Consider the following 21380-nt stretch of genomic DNA (forward strand, 5'->3'; position numbering starts at 1 on the left):
CACTCGTCACACCGCGACCGGCGGCCGCTGCCGGTTGACCGCGTCGAACAGCAGTCGGGCGGCCACCGCGGTCCCGTCGGTACGGATCGTGCGGGCCAGCGCGGCGGCCCGGGCCCGGGTCTCCGGGGCCAGCGCCGTGGCGAGCCCGGCCGACAGCGAGTCCACCGTCGGTACCGGGCCGTCGTGCGCCACCCCGGCGCCCAGCCGGGCCACCCGCTCGGCGAAGTACGGCTGGTCGGTGTACTGCGCGATCACGATCTGGGGGCAGCCGGCCTGCGCGGCGGCGGTCACCGTGCCCGCGCCGCCGTGGTGGATCACCGCCGCCACCCGGCCGAACAGCAGCCGGAAGTTGGTCTCCCCGACCGCGAAGCAGTCGTCCCGGTCGTCCGGCGAGACCAGGTCGGCCCAGCCCTGGGAGAGCACCACCCGGCGGCCCCGTCCGCGGACCGCCGCGATCGCCGTCCGGGCCGTGTCACCGGTCTCCGAGGTGCTGCCGAACCCGACGTACACCGGCGGCGAACCGGCGTCCAGGAACGCCTCCAGCGCGGCGGGCAGCGGCCGGTCGTCCCGCAGGAACCAGGCGCCGGTCTGCACACCGCGGTGACCGGGCGGCAGCGGGGCCAGTGTCGGATCCGAGGCCAGCCAGGGCTGCTCGGTGTGGGCGTACCCGAAGACGTCGGCGACCGGCGGCAGGCCGAGTGCCGCCCGGCGGTCGTTGACCGCAGCGGCGAACCGCTCGTTGAACCGCTCGCGCCGCTGATCCCACAGCGTCTGGTGATCGGTCACGTCCGGATCGGTCGGCTCGTCCAGCGGCGGCCGGTGGTGCGGCGAGGGCAGGTACGCCGGGCTGTAGGCGGCGTAGAAGTACGGGACGCCGAGCTTCTCGGCCACCGACCGGACGGCCGCCGCAGCGGACAGTTCGGCGGTGGCCACCACCGCGTCACAGCCCTCGGCGGCCGCCGGGACCTGATCGAACTGCACCCCGACCTGGTCGGCGGTCATCCGGCGCTGGTCCACCGCGGTCGGCGGCGGCATGCCGTCGGTGAGCATCATCCGCATCGCGCCGCCGACCGGGACCAGCGGCACCCCGACCTCGGCCAGCCGGTCCGCCGACGAGGGCGGCGCGCACACCCGGACCTCCGCGTCGAGCGCCCGCAGCCGGGTCGCCAGCGCCACCACCGATTCGACGTCGCCCCGGCTTCCCGAGGTCGACAACAACACTCGCATGACGAATCCCTTCGCTAACGGTCACACGGAGAGGCGGGCCACGTCGGCCAGGATCCGGGCGGCCACCACCGTCCCGTCCGCGTCGACAGTGCCGGCCACGGCCGCCGCCCGGGCACGGGTCTCCGGCGCCAGCGCCGTGACCAGGGCAGCCGTGAAGGCGTCGAGATCCGGGGCCGGACCGTCGACGGCCGCGCCGATGCCCAGCTCGGCCACCCGGTCGCAGTAGTACACCTGGCCCACGATCTGGCGCACCACGACCTGCGGGACGCCGGCCCGGGTGGCCACGTGGGTGGTGCCGGTGCCGTCGTGGTGCACCGTGGCGGCGACCCGGCGGAACAGCGCCTGCAGGTTCACCTCGCCGACGGCGAGGCAGTCGTCGCGGTCGTCCGGCAGGGCCAGGCCGTCCCAGCCCCGGGACAGGATCACCCGGCGGCCCTGGGCGCGGACCGCCGCGACGGCCACCTCGGCGGCGTCGGCGGTGCCGGGCGAGCTGCCGAATCCGACGTACACCGGCGGCGTCCCGGCGGCCAGGAAGTCCGTCACCACGGGTGGCAGCGGCCGCGCGTCGGGCAGGATCCACGCGCCGGTCTGCACCGCCGCCAGGCCGGGCCGCAGCGGGGCCAGCACCGGGTCGGCGGCCAGCCAGGGCCGGTCGGTGCTGGTCCAGTCGACCAGGTTCGTCACCGGCGGCAGGCCGATCTCCGCCCGCCGGCGGTTGAGGACCCCGCCGAACAGCGTGTCGGCGCCCCGGTTGTACGCGGCCCGTTGCTCCGGGTCGAGCGCGGACGGCAGGTGGATCGGGCACAGGGCGACGTAGTAGTAGGGGATGCCGAGCTTCTCGGTCACCGACCGGACCGCGGCGGCGCCGGAGAGCAGGCCGGTGGCCACCACCGCGTCGCAGCCCTCGGCCAGCGCCGGGATCCGGTCGAACTGATCGGCGATCCCGGCGGCCGCCTCCTCCGGCCCGGGACGTTCCGGCCGGCTGATCGGGATCAGCGGAACGTCGGTCTCGGCCAGCCGCTCGGCGCTGTCCGGCGGGGCGCACAGCCGTACCTCCGCGCCCTGTGCCCGCAACCGCACCGCCAGCGCCACCAGCGGCTCGACGTCCCCGCGTGATCCGCAGGACCACAACAACACACGCATTCGCCTACCCCATTCCGTCGGGCGCGAGCCCCATCATGCTGAAGAGAGTCGATGTCCACGAGGCGTGTCCGAGTGACCGATCCGGACGCTTGGACACGCCTCGCCGCCGGTCACGAGTACGCGCAGATCTGGGTCCGGCTGTGGTCGCCGAGCAGCAGCCGGTGCGCCCGGGGCAGCCGCGGCGCCGGGGTGACCTCCACCTCGCGGCCGATCAGCGAGGCCTCGATCCGGCCCACCCCGCGGATCACCGAGCCGCCGAGCACCACCGAGTACTCCAGCTCGCTGTCGACGATCCGGCAGTCCTCGGCGACCGAGGTGAACGGGCCCAGGTAGGAGTCCTCGACCACCGAGCCGGCCCCGATGATGACCGGACCGACGATCCGGGAGCCCCGGACCACCGCGCCCGGCGCGACCGTCACCCGGCCGATCAGCTCGGAGTCGTGGACCGTCCCGGCCACCTCGGGTTCGAGGCCCTCCAGGACCAGCCGGTTGACCTCCAGGATGTCGGCGACGTTGCCGGTGTCCTTCCAATAGCCCTCGGTGATCGTGGTGACCACCGGCTGACCGGTGTTCATCAGCCCGGCGATGGCGTGGCTGATCTCCAGCTCGCCCCGGGCCGAGGGCGCGAGCCCGGCCACGATCGGGTGCACCGCAGCGGTGAAGAGGAAGACGCCGACCAGCGCCAGGTCGCTCTTCGGGTGCTCCGGCTTCTCCTCCAGGCCGATCAGCCGGCCCTCGACGTCCAGCTCGGCCACCCCGAACGCCCGCGGGTCGGCGACCTTGGTCAGCATGATCTGGGCGGCCGGGCGCTCCGCGCGGAACTGCTCCACCAGGTCGGTGATCCCGCCGATCAGGAAGTTGTCCCCCAGGTACATGACGAAGTCGTCGTCGCCCAGGAACTCCCGGGCGATGAGCACGGTGTGCGCCAGGCCGAGCGGGGCCTCCTGGGGCAGGTAGGTGACCTTGAGGCCCCAGTCCGACCCGTCGCCGATCGCGCGCTCGATCTCCTCGGCGGTGTCGCCCACCACGATGCCGACCTCGGTGATCCCGGCCGCGGCGATCGACTCCAGCACGTAGAAGATCACCGGTTTGTTGGCTATCGGGATCAGCTGCTTGGCGGACGTGTGCGTGATCGGCCGCAGCCGGGTTCCCGCGCCGCCCGCGGGTATCAGAGCCTTCACCTCATCGCTCCTGACGCTCCGGCCGGGGCCGGAGCTTCTCGGCGACGACCGCCCCGATCCGGGCCAGCGCCGCGGGTTGCACCATCTCGTAGTGGTTGGCCGGGATCTCGTGCGGCTCGACAGCGCCGCTGGTGACGTCGGCCCAGGTGTCGATGGCCACCGGGACCGGCAGGTGCGCCGGGCGGTCCTCGGTGGCCACGAAGAGCAGCACGTCGCTGGTGAACGGGGCAGCGGTGTGCTCCGGGCCGACCTTCCAGAGGTTGCGCATCACCGCCTCCAGGCGGGCCCGGGCCCCGGCGCCCTGGACCATCTGGCCGGCCAGCTCCAGCTCCTGCTGCTTGCGCTTCTCCAGGGCCTGCTCATCCCGGGCCGCCTCCTCGGTCACCGTGCCGACCGCGTTACGGCCCATGTAGACCGGGTACGCGTCGAGCAGCGCCAGCAGCCCGATCTCCTCAGCCTGTGCCTCCAGCAGCACCGTCATCGCCTGGGCGATCCGGCCGCCGAGGGACCAGCCGAGCAGGTGGTACGGCCCGGACGGCTGCACCGCGCGGATCTGCGCGACGTAGTCCGCGGCCATCTCCTCCACGCTCGCGGCCAGGGTCTCGGTCCGGGCCAGTCCACGGGCCTGCACGCCGTACACCGGCTGGTCGGCCGGCAGGTGCCGGAGCAGCGGCCCGTAGTTCCAGCTCAGTCCGCCGCTGGCGTGCACGCAGAACAGCGGCGGACGGTCCCCGCCGGTGCGCAGCGGCAGCAGCACCTCGTAGTCGCCGGTCTTCACCGTGGCGCCGGCGTCCCGCCGCTCCCCCACCACGACCAGCGACTTGGCGGCGGTCTTGCGGGCGAGCAGGCCGGTCCGCAGCATCCGGTGTCCCGGTGCCCCGAACGAGCAGGGCGTCGCGCCTTCGGCCGTCTCCACCGCCGGTCCGGTGATCCAGAGGTCGCCGACGACGCCCGGGGCGACCGGCTGCCGCCGGCCGTCGAGCAGGATCGCGCCGAGCGGGCCGTCCCCGGCCAGTGCGGTGACGGCCGCGGGGGCCGCCCCGGAGGACCAGCGGGCCGGCGCGACGGCCGGGCGCCCGCGTTCGGTCTCGTCCAGGAACAGGTCCAGGTCGCCGATCCGCCGCCGGGGGTCCTCCGCCACCTGTTCCAGGACGCGGACCAGGCGCCGGGCCAGCGCCGCGGCGGTGTCCTCGTCGAACAGGTCGGTGGCGTAGTGCAGCGCGCCCTCGATGCCGTTCAGCTCATCGTCCTCGTCCCGGCATTCCACCAGCCGGAACGCGAGATCCAGCTCGATCGCCGTGACGGCTGCGGGCTCGGTGACGGTACGCAGCGCCGGCAGCTCCGCCGCGTCCCACGCGGCGCTGTCCTGTTCGTCCACCTCCAGCCCGACCTGGAACACCGGGTGCCGGGCGAGCGAGCCCGGCAGGTCCAGCAGCTCCGGGATCCGCTCGAACGGCACGTCCAGGTGCTGGCGTGCCTCCCGGACCCCCTCCTGGACCCGGGCCACGACCTCCAGGAAGGTCGGGTCCGCCGACAGGTCGGTCCGGACCGCGAACGGCCGGGCGAACGGGCCGACCATCGGTTCCAGCTCGATCAGGTCCTCGTCGCGGGGCAGCGTCGTGCCGATCACCAGGTCGTCGCCGGCGCCGTACCGCGACAGCAGCACGGCGAGCGCGGCCTGCAGGGTCTGGGCGGTGTCCGCGCCGGCGCCGGCCACCGCCGCGGCCAGCCGGGCGTGTGCCGCGGCGTCCAGGCGCAACGCGACCGCACCGGCCCGGCGGGACGGGACGGCCGGGCGGGGACGGTCGAACGGCAGCACCGTCTGTTCGGCGATGCCGGCCAGGTGGTTGCGCCAGAAGCTCGACTCGTCGCTGATCAGGCTGCCCTCGTCACGGGCGCCGTCGAGCAGACGCTGCTCCCAGATCGCGTAGTCGGCGAACTGCAGGGCCAGCGGGGCGCGCTCCGGGGCCCGGCCGGAGCGCCGGGCACCGTACGCCGCCGCGAGGTCCCGGAAGTACACGTCCATCGAGTCGTCGTCGGCGGCGATCCGGTGCACCGTCACCGCCAGCACGTGCTCCCGCTCGGCCGTCGCGAACAGTGCGCAGCGCCAGGGCAGATCCCGGGTGAGGTCGAAGAGCCGCTCCCGGTGTTCGGCGAGCAGCCCCGGAAGGTCCTCCTCGCCGGCCGGGACGGGGGTCAACCGGACCGTCCCGGTGGCGTGGACGCGCTGGTGGACGCTCTGCGCGTCACCGGGGAACGTGGTCCGCAGGATCTCGTGACGGGCCGCGACGTCACCCAGCGCGGCCTCCAGCGCGGGAACGTCCAGCCGGCCGCGCAGGCGCAGCACCACCGTGAGATGCCGGCCGGCGGTCTCCTCCCCGGGCCGGGCCAGCAGCCAGGCGCGCAGCTGGCGGGCGGAGAGCGGCACCCGCTCGGGCCGGGTGACCGCCTCCAGGGCGGGACGCGACTTGGCGGCCAGTGCCCGGGCCACGCCGGCCGGGGTGGGCGAGGAGAACAGCTGGCGGATCGGCAGGTCCGCGCCGAGCTCCTCCCGGATCCGGGCGATCAGCCGCATCGCCAGCGCGGAACTGCCGCCCAGGTCGTGGAAGGCGTCGTCGACACCCACCCGCTCGACGCCGAGGATCTCGCCGTACAGGTCGCAGAGCACCTTCTCGGTGGCGCTCTCCGGCGCCTTCCCGGCCGGCCGGCCGGCGAGGTCCGGGTCGGGCAGCGCCCGGCGGTCCACCTTGCTGTTCGTGGTGAGTGGGAAGCTGACCATCCCGATGATCGCCACCGGGACCATGTAGACGGGCAGGACCAGGCCCATCCGCCGCCGGATCTCCTCGGTGTCCACCTCGCCGGACTCGCCGACGACGTAGCCGACCAGGCGCCGCTCCCCCCGACGGTGCTCGCGGGCCACCACGACCGCCTCGCGGACGCCGGGCTGGGCGGCCAGGACCGCCTCCACCTCGGCGAGCTCCACCCGGTAGCCGCGGATCTTCACCTGGTCGTCGGCGCGCCCGAGGAACACCACCTCGCCGCCCGCGGTCCAGCGCGCCAGGTCGCCGGTGCGGTACATCCGTTCGCCGTCACGGAACGGGCAGGCCACGAACCGTTCGGCGGTCTGGTCCGGCCGGGACTGGTAGCCACGGGCCAGGCCGGTGCCGGCGATGTACAGCTCACCGGCGACACCCGGCGCGACCGGCCGCAGGAACGCGTCCAGGATGTAGATCATCCGGTTGGCCATCGGACGGCCGATCGGCAGCTCGGTCCCGAGCGTCTCGCCGGGTTCGATCGGCTTCCAGGTCGCGCAGAGGGTGGTCTCGGTCGGCCCGTAGGTGTTGCGCACCCGCAGGGCGGGCTGGGCCGCCCGCAGGTTCGCCACGGTGTGTGCGGCGACCACGTCACCGCCGGTCCCGACCTCGCGGATACCCGCGAAACAGTCCGGGGACGCCTCGGCCAGGGCGCGGAAGGTCCCGGCGGTCAGGTGTACGGCGGTAGCACCCCGTGCCGCCGCCTGCCGGATCCCGGCGGCGTCCACCACTCCGGGCTCGGCGACCAGGATCCGGCCGCCGGTGACGAGCGGCACCCACATCTCGTACAGCGAAGGGTCGAAGACGTGGGTCGCATGCATCAGCACCCCGTCGTCCGGGCCGAGCCGCCAGCCGGGGTCGCCGGCCAGTCCGGCCACCGCACCGTGCGGGACGGCCACCCCCTTGGGGACACCGGTGGAACCCGAGGTGTACATGACGTACGCCAGGTCGCCGGCGGTCAGCCGGAGCTCCGGGGCCGGACCGCGGTCCTCGACCTCGTCCAGGAAGACGACGGAGGCAACCTCCGGCAGCCCTTCGGCCGTGTCCCGGGTGCAGACGACGGTCGTGACCGCGGCATCGGCGAGGATGAAGGCGATCCGTTCCGGCGGATAGGCGACGTCCACCGGGACGTACGCCGCGCCCGCCTTCCAGATCCCGAGGAACAGGGTCAGCAGGTCGGCGGACCGTTCCACGGCCACCCCGACCCGGTCACCGCGGCGGACGCCCCGGCTCGCGAGGTATCCGGCCGTCCGGTCCGAGGCCCGGTCGAGCTGGGCGTACGTGAGATCGGCGCCGTTCGCGTCGGTGACCGCGACCGCGTCCGGCGTCGCGGCCACCTGCTCGCGGAACATCGCCGGCACGGACTCCCCCGGCACCGGGGCGGCGGTCGCGTTCCACTGCTCGACCACGGTGGCCCGGTCGGCGGCGGTCAGCAGCGTCAGCCGGCCGACCGGCACGCCCGGGTCGGCGACCAGGGTCTCCAGGATGCGGGTCAGCGCCTCCAGCACCGACCGGGCGACCGTCCCGGCGAACAGGCCCCGGTCGTAGTAGAGGATCAGCGGCATCCGCTCCCCCGGCCCGCTGACCAGGGTGAACGGGTAGTGCGAGGAGTCGCGCCCCTTCTGCACCGGGCGCAGGACCAGGCCGTCGTCAGCCGATCCGTCGATGCCGGTCCGCGGGAAGTTCTCATAGATGACCAGGGTGTCGAAGACCGCCCCGGCGCCGGCCGCGGCCTGCACCTGCTGCAGTCCGAGGTGCTGGTGGGCGCCGAGCGCCGACTGCCGGCGCTGCAGGTCGGCGAGCAGGTCGGCGAACCGCCGGCCGCCGTCCAGCCGGACCCGGACCGGCAGGGTGGTGAGCAGCATGCCGACCATGGCCTCCACCCGGGCCAGCTCGGCCGGCCGGCCCGAGGAGGTGGATCCGAACACCACGTCGGTACGCCCGGACAGCTGCGCCAGCACCACCGCCCAGGCGCCCTGCACCACGGTGTTCATCGTCAGGTCCCGGCTGCGGGCCAGCCGGTGCAGTCCCTCGGTCAGCTCCGGGGACAGCTCAGTCAGCGCGGTCTCGATCTCCGGCACCCGGGCCGGGTCGGCCGGGGCCACGGTGGTCGGGCCGTCCAGCCCGGCGAGCGCGTCCCGCCAGGCCGCCCGGGCGGCGTCCTTGTCCTGCCGGCCCAGCCAGGCCAGGTAGTCCCGGTACGACACCGGGGCCGGCAGCCCGGACGCGTCCCCGCCGGCCGCGTAGATCGCGGCCAGCTCGCGGTGCAGGATCGGCATGGACCAGCCGTCCAGCAGCACGTGGTGCAGGGTGTGCACGAGCCGGTGGGTCTCCGGGCCGAGCCGGATCAGGTGCAGTCTCATCAGCGGCGCCGACTCCAGCCGCAGGCGTTCGGCCGTCTCCTCGCCGGCCAGCCGGGCCACCTCGCCGTCGGCGATGTCAGCGGGCAGCCCGGACAGGTCGGTCTCCCGCCACGGCAGCGTCACGTCACGCTGGATGACCTGCACCATCTGGGCGCCGCTGACGTACCGGAAGCAGGCCCGCAGCGCGGCGTGCCGGTCCACCAGCGCCTGCCAGGAGGCCCGCAGCCGTGCGGTGTCCAGCGGACCGTCGATGCCGTAGACGGACTGCACCGTGTACGTGTCCGGGCCCTCGGTGTCCAGGGCCGTGTGGTAGAGCATGCCCTCCTGCAGCGGCGAGAGGGGCCAGACGTCCTCCACGCTGGAGCGGGGTCTGGTACGGCTGTCGTCAACGGTCACGATCTGCTCCGGTCTCGAGTCGGTCCATCTGTTCGGGCGAGAGCGCCACGAGCGGGCCGGCCGGGGATGCCGGCACCGGGTCGGCACCGCCGGCCGGGAGCTCCTTGACCAGCGCCGCCAGCCGTTCCGGCGTCTTCTCGTCGAAGACCTGCCACGGGGTCAGTTCCAGTCCGTCCCGGCGGGCCCGGGTGGACAGCTGCATCGAGGTGATCGAGTCGCCGCCGAGTTCGAAGAAGCTGTCCTCGGCGGACACCTGCTCCAGGCCGAGCACCTCGGCGAACAGCGCGCACAGCCGGGCCTCCAGGGCGGTCCGCGGGTCCCGGCCGGACGACGCCCCGGCGTGGTCGGGGGCCTGCAGCCGCCGGTGGTCGACCTTGCCGTTCGGGGTCAGCGGCATCGTCTCCAGCGGCACGAACGCCGCCGGCCGCAGGTGCTCGGGCAGGTGCGCGGCCGCCCGCTCGCGCAGGTCCGCGATCAGCGCGGCGGGATCGCCGGCGCCGGCCGCCGGGACGACGTAGGCCACCAGCTGCTTCTCGCCCGGCCCGTCCCGGCGGGCGACGACCACCGCCTGCGCGACGCCCGGGTGGCCGGCCAGCACCGCCTCGATCTCGGCCGGCTCGATCCGGTAGCCGCGGACCTTGACCTGGGCGTCGGCCCGGCCGACGAAGATCAGCTCGCCGTCCGGGGTCCAGCGGGCCCGGTCCCCGGTGCGGTACATCCGGCCGCCCGCGGTGTACGGGTCGGCGACGAACCGCTCGGTGGTCAGGCCGGGCCGGCCGAGATAGCCGCGGGCCAGGCCGGCGCCGGCGACGTACAGTTCGCCGGTCGTGCCCGGCGGGACCGGCTGGAGGAAGTCGTCCAGCACGTACGCCCGCATGTTGCGGATCGGGCCGCCGATCGGCACGGCGTCGCGCCCCGGGACCAGCGGCGCGCTCATCGTCGCGCAGACCGTCGTCTCGGTCGGGCCGTACCCGTTGATCATGTGGCGGGTCCCGGCCCAGCGGTCCGCCAGCGCGGGCGGGCACGCCTCACCGGCCACGATCAGCGTCCTCAGGTGGTCCGGCAGCTCGTCCTCGACGGCCAGCACGCTGGGCGGCACGGTCACGTGGGTGATGTCCCACCGGCGCAACGCGTCGCCCAGCGACACCCGGGGCGGCATGGTCGCCGGGTCGGCCAGCACGATCGTGCTGCCGGAGAGCAGCGCCATGCACACCTCGGAGATCGCGGCGTCGAACCCGAGCGCGGCGAACTGCAGCACCCGCGAACCCGGTGTCACCTGAAAACGCTCGATTTGGGCGCTCGCCAGGTTGCCCAGACCCGCGTGGGTGACCAGGACACCCTTGGGGACGCCGGTCGACCCGGACGTGTAGATCACGTACGCGCCGTCGCCGGCCGCCACCCGGGGCAGCCCCACATCCGGGGTGTGTTGACTTGCGGCGTCCTGAGCGCCCGAACTCAACACACCCGAGGAGGTGTGTTGAATAGCGGCGCCCTCAGCGCCCGAACTCAACACACCCGAAGAAGCGTGTTGAATAGCGGCGCCCTCAGCGCCCGAACTCAACACACCCGAGGAGGTGTGTTGAATAGCGGCGCCGTGAACGCCTGAACTCAACACACCGGGGCGGGCGGGCGGGGTCAGCACCGGGCCGGCGAAGTCCACCCGGGTCCGCGCCGTGCACACCAGAGCCTGCGGTCCGGCGTCGGCCAGCATCAGGGCGATCCGCTCGCCGGGGTAGTCCGGGTCGATCGGGACGAAGACCCCGCCCGCCAGCGACACCCCGAGCAGGGCCACCACCAGCTCCGCCGACCGTTCCACCAGCACGGCCACCCGGCTCTCCCGCCGGACGCCGGCGCTCACCAGCCGCCGGGCCAGGGCCTCCGCCTCGTCGCGTAGCTCGCCGAAGGTCAGGCTCCGGGCGTCGTCGGTGACCGCCGGGGCGTCCGGAGTCCGGTCCGCCTGCCGGCGGAACAGCACCGGCAACGGCTCCGGGGTGTACGCCGTGCCGGTCCGGTTCCAGGTGTGGACCACCCGTTCCCGGTCCGCCGTGCCGATCATGCCGATCCGCCCGACCGGGATCGCCGGCTCGGCCACCACCTGTTCCAGGGCGGCGACGATCGCCGCGTGCATCGCCGCCACGCGTCCGCTGTCGAAGACGTCCGGCCGGAAGATCAGTTCGCCGTGGACGCCGCCGTCCTCGGACGCCCGCAGCGACACCGGGTAGTGCCCGCTGTCGTCCGGGATGCCCGCCGGCCGCATCACCAGCGTGTCCGGGCCCTGCGGCGACTCCGGCGGGCGGGGGTAGTTCTCGAACACCACGATGGTGTCGAACGCCGCGCCGGGACCGGCCACCTGGGTGATCTCGCTCAACCCGAGGTGCTGGTGGGCCATCATCGTGACCTGGCGGCGTTGCAGACCGGCCAGCATGTCCAGGAACGGCTCGCCGCCGTCCAGCGTGACCCGGACCGGCAGGGTGTTCATGAACAGGCCGACCACCGAGCCGACGCCGGGGATCTCCGGCGGGCGGCCGGCCACCGCGGTGCCGAACACCACGTCGTGGCGGCCGGTCAGCCGGGCCAGCAGCAGCGCCCAGATCCCCTGGAACAGGGTGTTCATCGTGACGCCGTGCCCGCGGGTGAACGCGGCCAGACGCCGGCTGAGGTCCTCGTCCAGGGCGAACCGCAGCCGGTCCGGCGCGAGCGGTGTGGTGATCGCGTCCGGCGGCACCACGTGGGTAGCCTCGTCGAGCCCGGCCAGCGCGGCCGCCCACGCCCGGTGTGCGCCCTCCTTGTCCTGGCGGGCGAGCCAGGTGAGGTAGTCCCGGTAGGAGGCCGGCGCCGGCAGGTCCCGGCCGTGGCCGCCGGCGTGGTAGGCCGCCAGCACCTCGGCCGTCACCACCGGCAGCGACCACCCGTCGCAGGAGATGTGGTGCGAGGCGAAGGCCAGCCGGTGGCTGCGGTCGCCGATCCGGGCCAGGTGCAGGCGGACCAGCGGGCCCCGGGTCAGGTCGAACCGTTCGTCGTGCAGCTCCGCCGCGAGCCTGTCGAACGCGGCCAGCGCCTGCTCCTCGGGCAGGTGCGACAGGTCGGTCTCCTGCCAGGGCAGTGCCACCCGACCGGCGATCGCCTGCACGGCGGTGCCCGACTCCAGCTGGTGGAAGCTCGCCCGCAGCGCCGGATGCCGGTCGACGACGGTCTGCCAAGAGGCGCGCAGGCGGGCCACGTCCAGTGGTCCGTCCAGGGCGATGGTGCGCATGCCCGCGTACACGTCCGGTCCACGCTCGTCGGCGGCGTGGAACAGCAGGCCCTCCTGCAGCGGCGAGAGCGGCCAGACGTCGGCCAGGCCGGGCACCGCGGCCTCGATCTGCTCGATCTCCGGCTGGGTCAGCGCGATCGACGGGAAGTCGGACGGCGTGTGCCCGCCCGCGCCCGGGGCGCCGGCGTGTGTGGCCAGCCGGGACAGCGCGGTCAGCCAGGCCGTCCCGAGCGCCTCCGCCCGCGCCGCGGTGAGGATCCGTCCGGCCCAGGTGACGGTCAGGTCGAGCCGGGGGCCGTCGGCGGTGTCCAGGACGACCGCGTCGATCTCCACCACGTGCCGCAGCGGGGTGTCCGGGTCCGCGGCGCCGCCGATGCTCCCGATCGCCTGCCAGGGCGTCACGTCAGCGGCCGGCCGGGCGCTGAACCGGCCCAGGTAGTTGAAGCCGATCTCCGGGGCGGGGAGCGCCGCCAGCACCGGCCCGGTCCCGGCGTCGAGGTGCCGCAGCATCCCGTAGCCGAGGCCGCCGTCCGGCGCCGCCCGCAGGCTCTCCTTGGCCGCCGTCAGCAGCCGGCCGGGTGAGCCGTCGCCGTCCAGGCGGACCGGGCGTACGTCGGTGAACCAGCCGACGGTCCGGGACGGGTCCAGCCCGTCCAGGGCCTGTCGGCCGTGGCCCTCGACGTCGACCACGACCGCCGGGCCGCCGAGTGCGCCGGCCAGGCCCGCCAGCAGCACCTCGTGCACGCCGCAGTGGAAGGCCGTGGTGGCCTTCTCCACCAGGACGGCCGCCTGCTCCGGCGGCACGGTCCAGGAACGGCGCCCTGCGGTGGCGATGGTGTCCCGGGCCGGGTCCAGCGCACCCCAGCGCGGGGCGTCCCGGTCCAGGACCGCGGTCCACTCGCCCAGTTCGGCGGTACGGGCCGCGGCCTGCACCGCGAGGGTCCGGGCCCAGCGCCGGAAGGAGACGTCCGGCGGATCGAGCTCCGGGTCCCGGCCGGCGGCCAGCGCCTCGTACGCCGTCCGCAGGTCGGGCAGCAGGATCCGCCAGGACACCGCGTCGACCACCAGGTGATGGGCGACGATCACCAGCCGGCCGTCCCGTCCCGGGCCGGCGTCCAGCCACACCATCCGGATCATCACGCCGGCCGCCGGATCCAGCTTCCCGGCGGTCTCCGCCGCCCAGCGGTCCGCCTCGTCCGCGGGCGCCTCGACCCGGTCGAGCAGGCCGGCGGGCCGGACGCCCCGCCCGGGCACCACCAGCCGGGGCTCGTCGCCGTCCAGGTCGACCCGGGCGCGCAGCATGTCGTGGGTGTCGATCACCGCGCCCAGCGCCGCCGCCAGCGTCTCCGGGGCGAGGCCCGCCGGCGCGGCCACCGTCATCCACTGGGCCGGGCCGGGCCTGGTCACCGCGCCGGGTCCGCCGTCGAGCAGCGCCCGGGTCACCGGCGTCCACGGGACCTCGCCGGTCCCGTCGTCCGGTCCGGACCGTACCGGGCCGCTCCGCTCGGCGACGGCCGCGAGACCGGCCGGGGTGCGCTGTTCGAAGACGTCCTTCGTGCCGAAGACCACACCCTCCCGGCGGGCCCGGGCGGCCAGCTGCATCGACAGGATGGAGTCGCCGCCCAGCTCCAGGAAGCTGTCCTCGGCGCCGACCCGCTCCAGGCCGAGCACCTCGGCGAACAGGTCGCAGAGAACCCGTTCGCCGTCGGTCCGCGGGGCACGGCCGGCCGTGGTCGCGGTGGCCTCCGGGGCGGGCAGGGCGGCCCGGGCGACCTTGCCGTTCACCGTCAGTGGCAGCGCGTCCAGGGTGACCAGCACGGCCGGGACCATGTACTCCGGCAGCACCATGCCCAGTCGCTCCCGGATCAGGGCCGGGTCCGCACCGGTCACCACGTACCCGATCAGGCGGCCGTCACGGGCCACCACCACCGCCTCGTCCACCTCCGGCTGCGCGGTCAGCGCCGCCTCGACCTCACCCGGCTCCACCCGGTAGCCACGAATCTTCACCTGGCCGTCGGCCCGCCCGGCGAACAGCAACTCCCCGGCGGCGGACCGGCGGGCCAGGTCGCCGGTCCGGTACATCCGCTGCCCGGGCACGGACGGGTCGGCGACGAACCGCTCGGCCGTCGCGCCGGGAGCACCGGTGTAGCCGTGCGCCAGGCCGGCTCCGGCGAGGTACAGCTCACCGGTCACGCCCGGGGCCACCGGCTGCAGGAACGCATCGAGCACGTACGCCCGCCGCCCGGCCAGCGGCGTGCCGATCGGCAGCACGTCACCGGCCGCCACCCCGGGCTCGACCAGGTGCCAGGTGGCGCAGAGAGTGGCCTCGGTCGGCCCGTACAGGTGCCGGATCCGCACCTCGGGGCAGGCCGCGCGGACCTGGGCGACGGCGGCCGCCGGCACCTCGTCCCCACCGGTCAGCACCTCGCGCAGGCCGCGGAACACCTCCGGCGCGGCCGCCGCGAGCGCCCGGAAGGCCCCGGCGGTCAGGTGAGCGGTGGTCACGCCGTTCCCGATCGCGTCGCGCAGCCGTTCGGCGTCGACGGCGCCCGGCGCGGCGATCCGCACCCGGGCGCCGGCCACCAGCGGCGCCCAGATCTCGAAGAGGGACGCGTCGAAGGCGTGCGCGGCGTGCATCAGCACCACGTCGTCGGGGGTGAGCGCCCAGCCCGGGTCGCCGGCCAGCGCCGCCACGCTGCGGTGCGGCACCGCGATGCCCTTCGGCGTGCCGGTGGACCCGGACGTGAACATCACGTACGCGGTGTCGTGCGCTCCGGCGGTGAACTCCGGCACCGGGAAGGACGCCGGCTCGTCGGCGGGAACCGGCGTGATCCGGTCCGCGGGAACCGGCGTGATCCGGTCCGCGGGAACCGGCGTGATCCGGTCCGCGGGGACCAGCGTGCTCCGGTCAGTGGGGACGGGTGTGATCCCGGCCGGCACCGCGTCGGCTGTCGCCGCCGAGCAGAGCGCCACCGTGACGCCTGCGCCGGTCAGCGTCGCCGTGATCCGGTCGGCGGGGTGGTCCAGGTTGACCGGCACGTAGGCCGCGTTCGCCTTCCAGGCCGCGAGGAACGCGACGATCAGGTCCGCGCCGCGGCGCATCACCACGCCGACGTGGTCGCCGCGCCGGACGCCCGCGCCGGCCAGCCGCCCGGCCAGACGGTCCGATTCCCGGTCCAGGTCGGCGTAGGTCAGGGTGCGGTCTCCGTCGGCGACAGCGACCGCGTCCGGGGCGGTCCGCGCCCGGCGCCGGACGGCGGTCACCACCGAGGGGTCACCGGCCGGCGCGGCCGGGCCGGTCAGGGCAAGCGCGGTCGCGCCGGTCACCGCCAGCCGGCCGACCGGCAGCGACGGTTCCGCCACCACGCGGGTCAGCACCCGCAGCACCTGCCGGGCGACCTCGGCGGCCGTCTCCGCGGCGATCCGGTCCGGCCGGTAGGAGACCCGGATCCCCAGCCGCCGGCCGGGGCTGACGCTCATCGTCAGCGGGTAGCCGGTGCCGGTCCGGGTACTGACCCCGCTGATCACGACGCCGCCCTCGGCGCCGAGCCCGGTCGCCTCCATCGGGTAGTTCTCGACCATCACGATGGTGTCGAAGGTCGCGCCCGGGCCGGCCGCCCGCTGGATCTCCGGCAGGCCCAGGTGCTGGTGCCCGATCAGCGCGGACTGACGGCTCTGCAGGTCGGTGAGCAGGTCCAGCACCGGCCGGCCGCCGTCCAGGCGGACCCGGACCGGGACGGTGTTGATGAACATGCCGACGGTCCGCTCGACGTCCGGCACCTCGGCCGGGCGGCCGGACACCACCGTGCCGAACACCACGTCGGTCCGGGCGGCCAGCCGGGCCAGCACCAGCGCCCAGGCGCCCTGCACGACGGTGCTCAGCGTCAGCCCGTGTGCCCGGGCGAATCCGGTGAGGTCGCCGGTCTCCTCCTCGGTGAGCCGGGCGGCGTACTCCTGCGGCAGGCCCGGCGTGGCGGCGGCGCCCGCGTCCACCAGGGTCGGCTCGTCGGCGCCGGCCAGTTCGGCGCGCCAGGCCGCCCGGGTCGCCTCCCGGTCCTGACGGCTCAGCCAGGCCAGGTAGTCGCGGTAGGAGGGGGCCGCGGACCGGAGCGGGTCACCCGCGTACGCGGCCGACATCTCGCCCAGCAGGACCGGCGTCGACCAGCCGTCCAGGACGACGTGGTGCGAGGTGACCACGAGCCGGTGCCGGTCGTCGGCGAGACGGATCAGGAGCAGCCGGATCAGCGGCGCGGTGGTGACGTCGAACCGGGTCGCCCGGTCCTCGGCGAGGAGGCGTTCCACCTCCGCCTCGCCGGCCGCCGCGGCGTCCACCATCCGCCAGGGGACCTCCACCCCGGCCACGATCACCTGGACGGTCTCGCCGGTCTCCCGCCGGTGGAACGCGGCCCGCAGCGACTCGTGCCGGGCGAGCAGCACGGTCCACGCGGCGCGCAGCCGGTCCGCGTCGAGCGGCCCGTCCAGGTCGAGGATCCGCTGGCTCTGGTAGACGTCGGCGCCGTCCTCGTCGAGGGAGCGTTCGAAGAGCATGCCGGCCTGCAGCGGGGACAACGGCCAGATGTCGGTCAGTCCGGGAGCGGCGGCGGTCAGCTCGGCCACGTCGCGCCGGCTCACCGTGGCCAGCGGGAAGTCGGACGGGGTGTGCCCGCCCGCGCCCGGCGTGGCGGCGTGCCCGGCCAGGCCGGTCAGCATCTCCAGCCAGGCCTGTCCGAGCAGTTCCACGGTGACCGGGGCGAGGTCCCGGCCGTTCAGCGTGAGACGCAGCCGGGGGCCGTCCGGGGTGTCCTGGACGTCGGCCCCGGCCTCCAGGGGGTGGGCCGGGTCCGGGTCCGGCCCGGCACCGGGCGCGCCCTCACGGACCTGCCACTCGGTGACGTCGTCCGGGACGGCGGACCGGCCGAGGTAGTTGAACCCGATCCGCGGGACCGGCAGCGCGGCCAGCCGGGCGCCGGTCTCCGGGTTGAGATGGCGCAGCAGCCCGTAGCCGAGCCCGTCGCCGGGCGTGGCCCGGACCTGCTCCTTCACCGTCCTGAGCAGCTCGCCGGGGTCGGCAGCCGGGTCGATGCCGGCGACGTCCAGGCGGACCGGGTGGACGCTGGTGAACCATCCGACGGTACGCAGCAGATCCTCGCCACCGGCGGCGTGCCGCCCGTGGCCCTCGACGTCGACCAGCACGGCCGTGTCGTCGCCGCGCCAGTGGGTCACCGCCGCGGCCAGGCCGGCCAGCAGCACCTCCGGGATGCCGCAGTGGAAGGCGGCCGGCGCCCGGGCGAGCAGGTCGCGGGCCGCCGGCCCGGACAGGGTCGCGGACCAGGTGTGTGCCTGTCCGGCATGCTCGCCGAGCGGTTCGGCGGCGGCACCGTCCAGCACCGCGATCCAGTGATCGATCTCGGCCACGGTGCTGCTGTCGTGCGCCTGGTCGACGAGCTGCCGGGCCCACCCGCGGAACGAGGTCGCCACCGGCTCCAGCTCCGGGGCCCGGCCGGAGGCCAGCGCGTCGTACGCCGCCCGCAGGTCCGGCAGCAGGATGCTCCAGGAGACCGCGTCGACCACCAGATGGTGCGCCACCAGGGCCAGCCGGCCGGGCACGCCGTCGCCGGCGTCGATCCACACCGCGCGCAGCATCGTCCCGGCCGCCGGGTCGAGCGTGCCGGTCGCCGCCGCGGCCTGCTGGTGGGCGGCGTCGTCGAGGTCCCCGGTCCCGGCCGGCACCCGGGTGATCAGGCCGGCGGCGTCCACCGTGCCCGGGCCGGGCACGGTCAGCGTGCCGGTGGAGGCCACCCGGGCGCGCAGTACGTCGTGGGTGTCGAGCACCGCTCGCAGGGCGCCGGTCAGCAGGCCGGTGTCGAAGCCGGCCGGGGTGACGACGACCCGCGCCTGGGCGAAGCCGGGACGTGCCGCGGCGTCGCCGAGGGCCAGCATCACCGGCGTCCACGGGACCTCCCCCCGGCCGTCGCGGGCCGGCCGGTCCGTGGTGAGCGTGTCCGGTGCCAGGGCGGCCAGGCGTTCCGGCGTACGGTGCTCGAACACCTGCCGGGGCGTCAGCGGGAGGCCGGCCCGGCGGGCCCGGGCGGCCACCTGCATCGACGTGATCGAGTCGCCGCCGAGCGCGAAGAAGCCGTCCTCGACGCCGACCCGCTCCAGGCCCAGCACCTCGGCGAACACCGTGCAGAGGAGCTGCTCGGCCGGGGTGGCCGGGGCACGGCCCGGTCCTGCCGGGGTGAAGTCCGGATCGGGCAGGGCGGCCCGGTCCACCTTGCCGTTGACGGTGAGCGGCAGGGACTCCAGTGGCCGGATCACCGCCGGGACCATGAACTCGGGCAGCGTCGCCGCCAGCCGGTCCCGGATCAGGGTGGGGTCGGCGCCGGTCACCACGTACCCGATCAGGCGGCCGTCACGGGCCACCACCACGGCCTCGTCCACCTCCGGCTGCGCGGTCAGCGCCGCCTCGACCTCACCCGGCTCCACCCGGTAGCCACGGATCTTCACCTGGCCGTCGGCCCGCCCGGCGAACACCAGCGCGCCCTCGGCGGTCCGGTACGCGAGGTCGCCGGTCCGGTACATCCGCTGCCCGGACGCGGACGGGTCGGCCACGAACCGCTCAGCTGTCAGATCGGGCCGGCCCAGATAGCCGCGGGCGATCCCGGCCCCGGCCAGGTACAGCTCCCCGGTGGTCCCGGGCGGCACCGGCTGCAGGAACGCATCGAGCACGTACGCCCGCCGCCCGGCCAGCGGTGTGCCGATCGGCAGCACGTCACCGGCCGCCGCCCCGGGCTCGATCAGGTGCCAGGTGGCGCAGAGAGTGGCCTCGGTCGGCCCGTACAGGTGCCGGATCCGGACCTCCGGGGCGGCCCGGCGGACCCGCCGTACCGCGGCGAGCGGCACCGCATCGCCGCCGGTCAGCACCTCGCGCAGGCCGGCGACCGATTCCGGTGACTCCTCGGCCAGCACCCGGAAGGCGCCGGCGGTCAGGTGCGCGGCGGTCACGCCCGCGGCCACGTACCCGGCCAGGGCCTCGCCGTCCACCACGCCCGGGCCGGCGATCCACACCCGGGCACCGGAGAGCAGCGGCACCCAGATCTCGAAGAGCGCGATGTCGAAGGCGTACGAGGCGTGCATCAGCACGGTGTCGCCCGGTCCGATCCCCCAGCCGGGCTCGCCGGCCAGCGCCGCGACGTCGCCGTGTGTCACCGCGACGCCCTTGGGCACGCCCGTCGAGCCGGACGTGTACATCACGTAGGCGAGATCGCCGGCGCCGGCCGGGACGGTCAGCGGGTCGCCGCCGGCCACCGCCTCCCGGGTCGCCGGATCGTCCAGCACGATGGCGCCGGGCGCGGCGTCCCGGTACGCGCTCGTGCACACCGTGGCGACCGGCGCGGCGTCGGCCAGCATCAGCGCCACCCGCTCGGCCGGGTAGGCCGGGTCCACCGGGACGAACGCCGCGCCGGCCCGCCAGACGGCGAGCAGGGTGGTGATCAGGTCGGGTGAGCGGTCCATCAGCACCGCCACCCGGTCACCGCACCGGACCCCGTGCCGGCTCAGGTGGCCGGCCAGCCGGTTCGCGTCCGCGTCGAGCCGGGCGTAGGTCCGGACGCCGCCGGCCCCGGCCACCGCCTCGGCGTCCGGGTGGGCGGCCACCTGACGGGCGAAGAGCTCCAGAGCCGGGACGGACGGCGCCGCGACGGCAGGCGTACCCCCGGAAAGGTCCTCCCAGATCTTGATCTTGCCGACGGTGATCTCCGCGGAGTCCGCCATCTGCCGCAGGACCAGGGTGAGCTGTCCGAGGATCGCGCGCGCCCGGTCCGCGTCGACGAGCCCGGGCAGGTGATCGAGCTTGAGCAGCATCGACTCGCCGGGCACCGCGACCAGGGTGAGCGGATAGTGGGCGGCCTCCCGGCCCTGGTGCACCCGGATGCCGGACCCGGCGGCGACCCGGGGCGTGTTCTCGTAGACCAGCAGGGTGTCGAAGACCGCGCCCGGGCCGGCCGCCTTCTGGATCGCGGCCAGGCCGGCGAACTGCTCCGGGATCAGCGCCGACTGCCGGCTCTGCAGCCCGGTCAGCAGCTCGTGGACCGGGGTGGCGCCGTCCAGGCGGACCCGGACCGGCACGGTGGTGAGGAAGAGGCCGACCATGCCCTCCACGCCGGGCAGATCGGCCGGGCGGGCCGACACGGTCGCGCCGAACACCACGTCGGTCCGCCCGGCCAGCCGGGACAGCACCAACGCCCAGGCGCCCTGCAGCACCGTGTTCAGCGTCAGCCCGCGGGCACGGGCCCGCTCGTCCAGGGCCCGGGTGAGGTCCGGCGGCAGCTCGGCGGTGACGCTCTCCGGCACACCGGGGGCGCGCCCCGGATCGGCCGGCGCGACCAGCGTCGGCTCGCCGGCGCCGGACAGCTCGGCCGTCCAGGCGGCCAGCGCCCGGTCCCGGTCCTGCCGGCCCAGCCAGGCGAGGTACTCCCGGTAGGGCGTCACCTCGGGCAGCACGGTGTCGCCCGCGTACAGCGCGGACACCTCGTCCAGCACCAGCGGCAGCGACCAGCCGTCCAGGATCGCGTGGTGGCAGGTCAGCACCAGGCGGTGGTCGTCCTCGGCGAGGCGGATCAGGGTCAACCGCAGCAACGGCGCCCGGGTCACGTCGAACCGGGCCAGCCGGTCCTCCTCGGCCAGTTCCCGGACCGCCGCGGCCGGGTCGTCGCTGTGACTCAGGTCGGCCTCGCGCCACGGCAGCTCCACGTCGGCGGCGACGACCTGCACCGCCTCGCCGGTCCGCCGCCGGCGGAAGCAGGCGCGCAGCGCGGCGTGCCGGGTCAGCAGCGCCGACCAGGCGGCGCGCATCCGGTCCGGGTCCATCGGCCCGGAGAACTCCAGGATCCAGTGGCCCACGTAGACGTCCGGGCCCTCGTCGTCGTAGACGGTGTGGAAGAGCAGGCCCTCCTGCAGCGGCGACAGTGGCCAGATGTCCTCGATGCGCGACTGGGTCACGGAT

The 21380-nt window shown here is 75.2% G+C and carries 5 protein-coding genes; all 5 read right to left on the bottom strand.

Features of this window, described 5'->3' with window-relative positions:
* Nucleotides 1-6 precede the first annotated feature (6 nt).
* Nucleotides 7-1227, bottom strand: a complete 1221-nt coding sequence (locus QSK32_RS12790) for a glycosyltransferase (protein WP_285471993.1) — start codon at nt 1225-1227, stop codon at nt 7-9.
* Nucleotides 1228-1248: 21 nt separating this feature from the next.
* The gene (locus QSK32_RS12795; RefSeq protein ID WP_285471994.1) at nt 1249-2370 is read right to left on the bottom strand and encodes a glycosyltransferase; all 1122 of its coding nucleotides are present in this window, start codon (nt 2368-2370) and stop codon (nt 1249-1251) included.
* Between the two features lie 110 nt (nt 2371-2480).
* On the bottom strand, nt 2481-3551 hold the full coding sequence (locus QSK32_RS12800) for a glucose-1-phosphate thymidylyltransferase (protein ID WP_045739874.1): 1071 nt from the start codon (nt 3549-3551) through the stop codon (nt 2481-2483).
* Nucleotide 3552: 1 nt separating this feature from the next.
* On the bottom strand, nt 3553-9123 hold the full coding sequence (locus tag QSK32_RS12805; RefSeq protein ID WP_285471995.1) for a non-ribosomal peptide synthetase: 5571 nt from the start codon (nt 9121-9123) through the stop codon (nt 3553-3555).
* Nucleotides 9113-21376 carry a non-ribosomal peptide synthetase gene (locus tag QSK32_RS12810; RefSeq protein ID WP_285471996.1) on the bottom strand — a complete coding sequence of 4088 codons (12264 nt, stop codon included), beginning with the start codon at nt 21374-21376 and terminating at the stop codon, nt 9113-9115. The genes QSK32_RS12805 and QSK32_RS12810 overlap by 11 nt, the downstream gene beginning before the upstream one ends.
* Between the last annotated feature and the right edge of the window lie 4 nt (nt 21377-21380).

The organism is Actinoplanes sp. NBRC 101535 (genome assembly GCF_030269225.1).
In the GTDB taxonomy this organism is placed as follows: Bacteria; Actinomycetota; Actinomycetes; order Mycobacteriales; family Micromonosporaceae; genus Actinoplanes; species Actinoplanes rectilineatus.

What these genes read in the sequence shown, in the direction of transcription:
- QSK32_RS12795 (WP_285471994.1), bottom strand. Translation starts at nt 2,370, where the DNA reads ATGCGTGTGTTGTTGTGGTCCTGCGGATCACGCGGGGACGTCGAGCCG.
- QSK32_RS12790 (WP_285471993.1), bottom strand. Translation starts at nt 1,227, where the DNA reads ATGCGAGTGTTGTTGTCGACCTCGGGAAGCCGGGGCGACGTCGAATCG.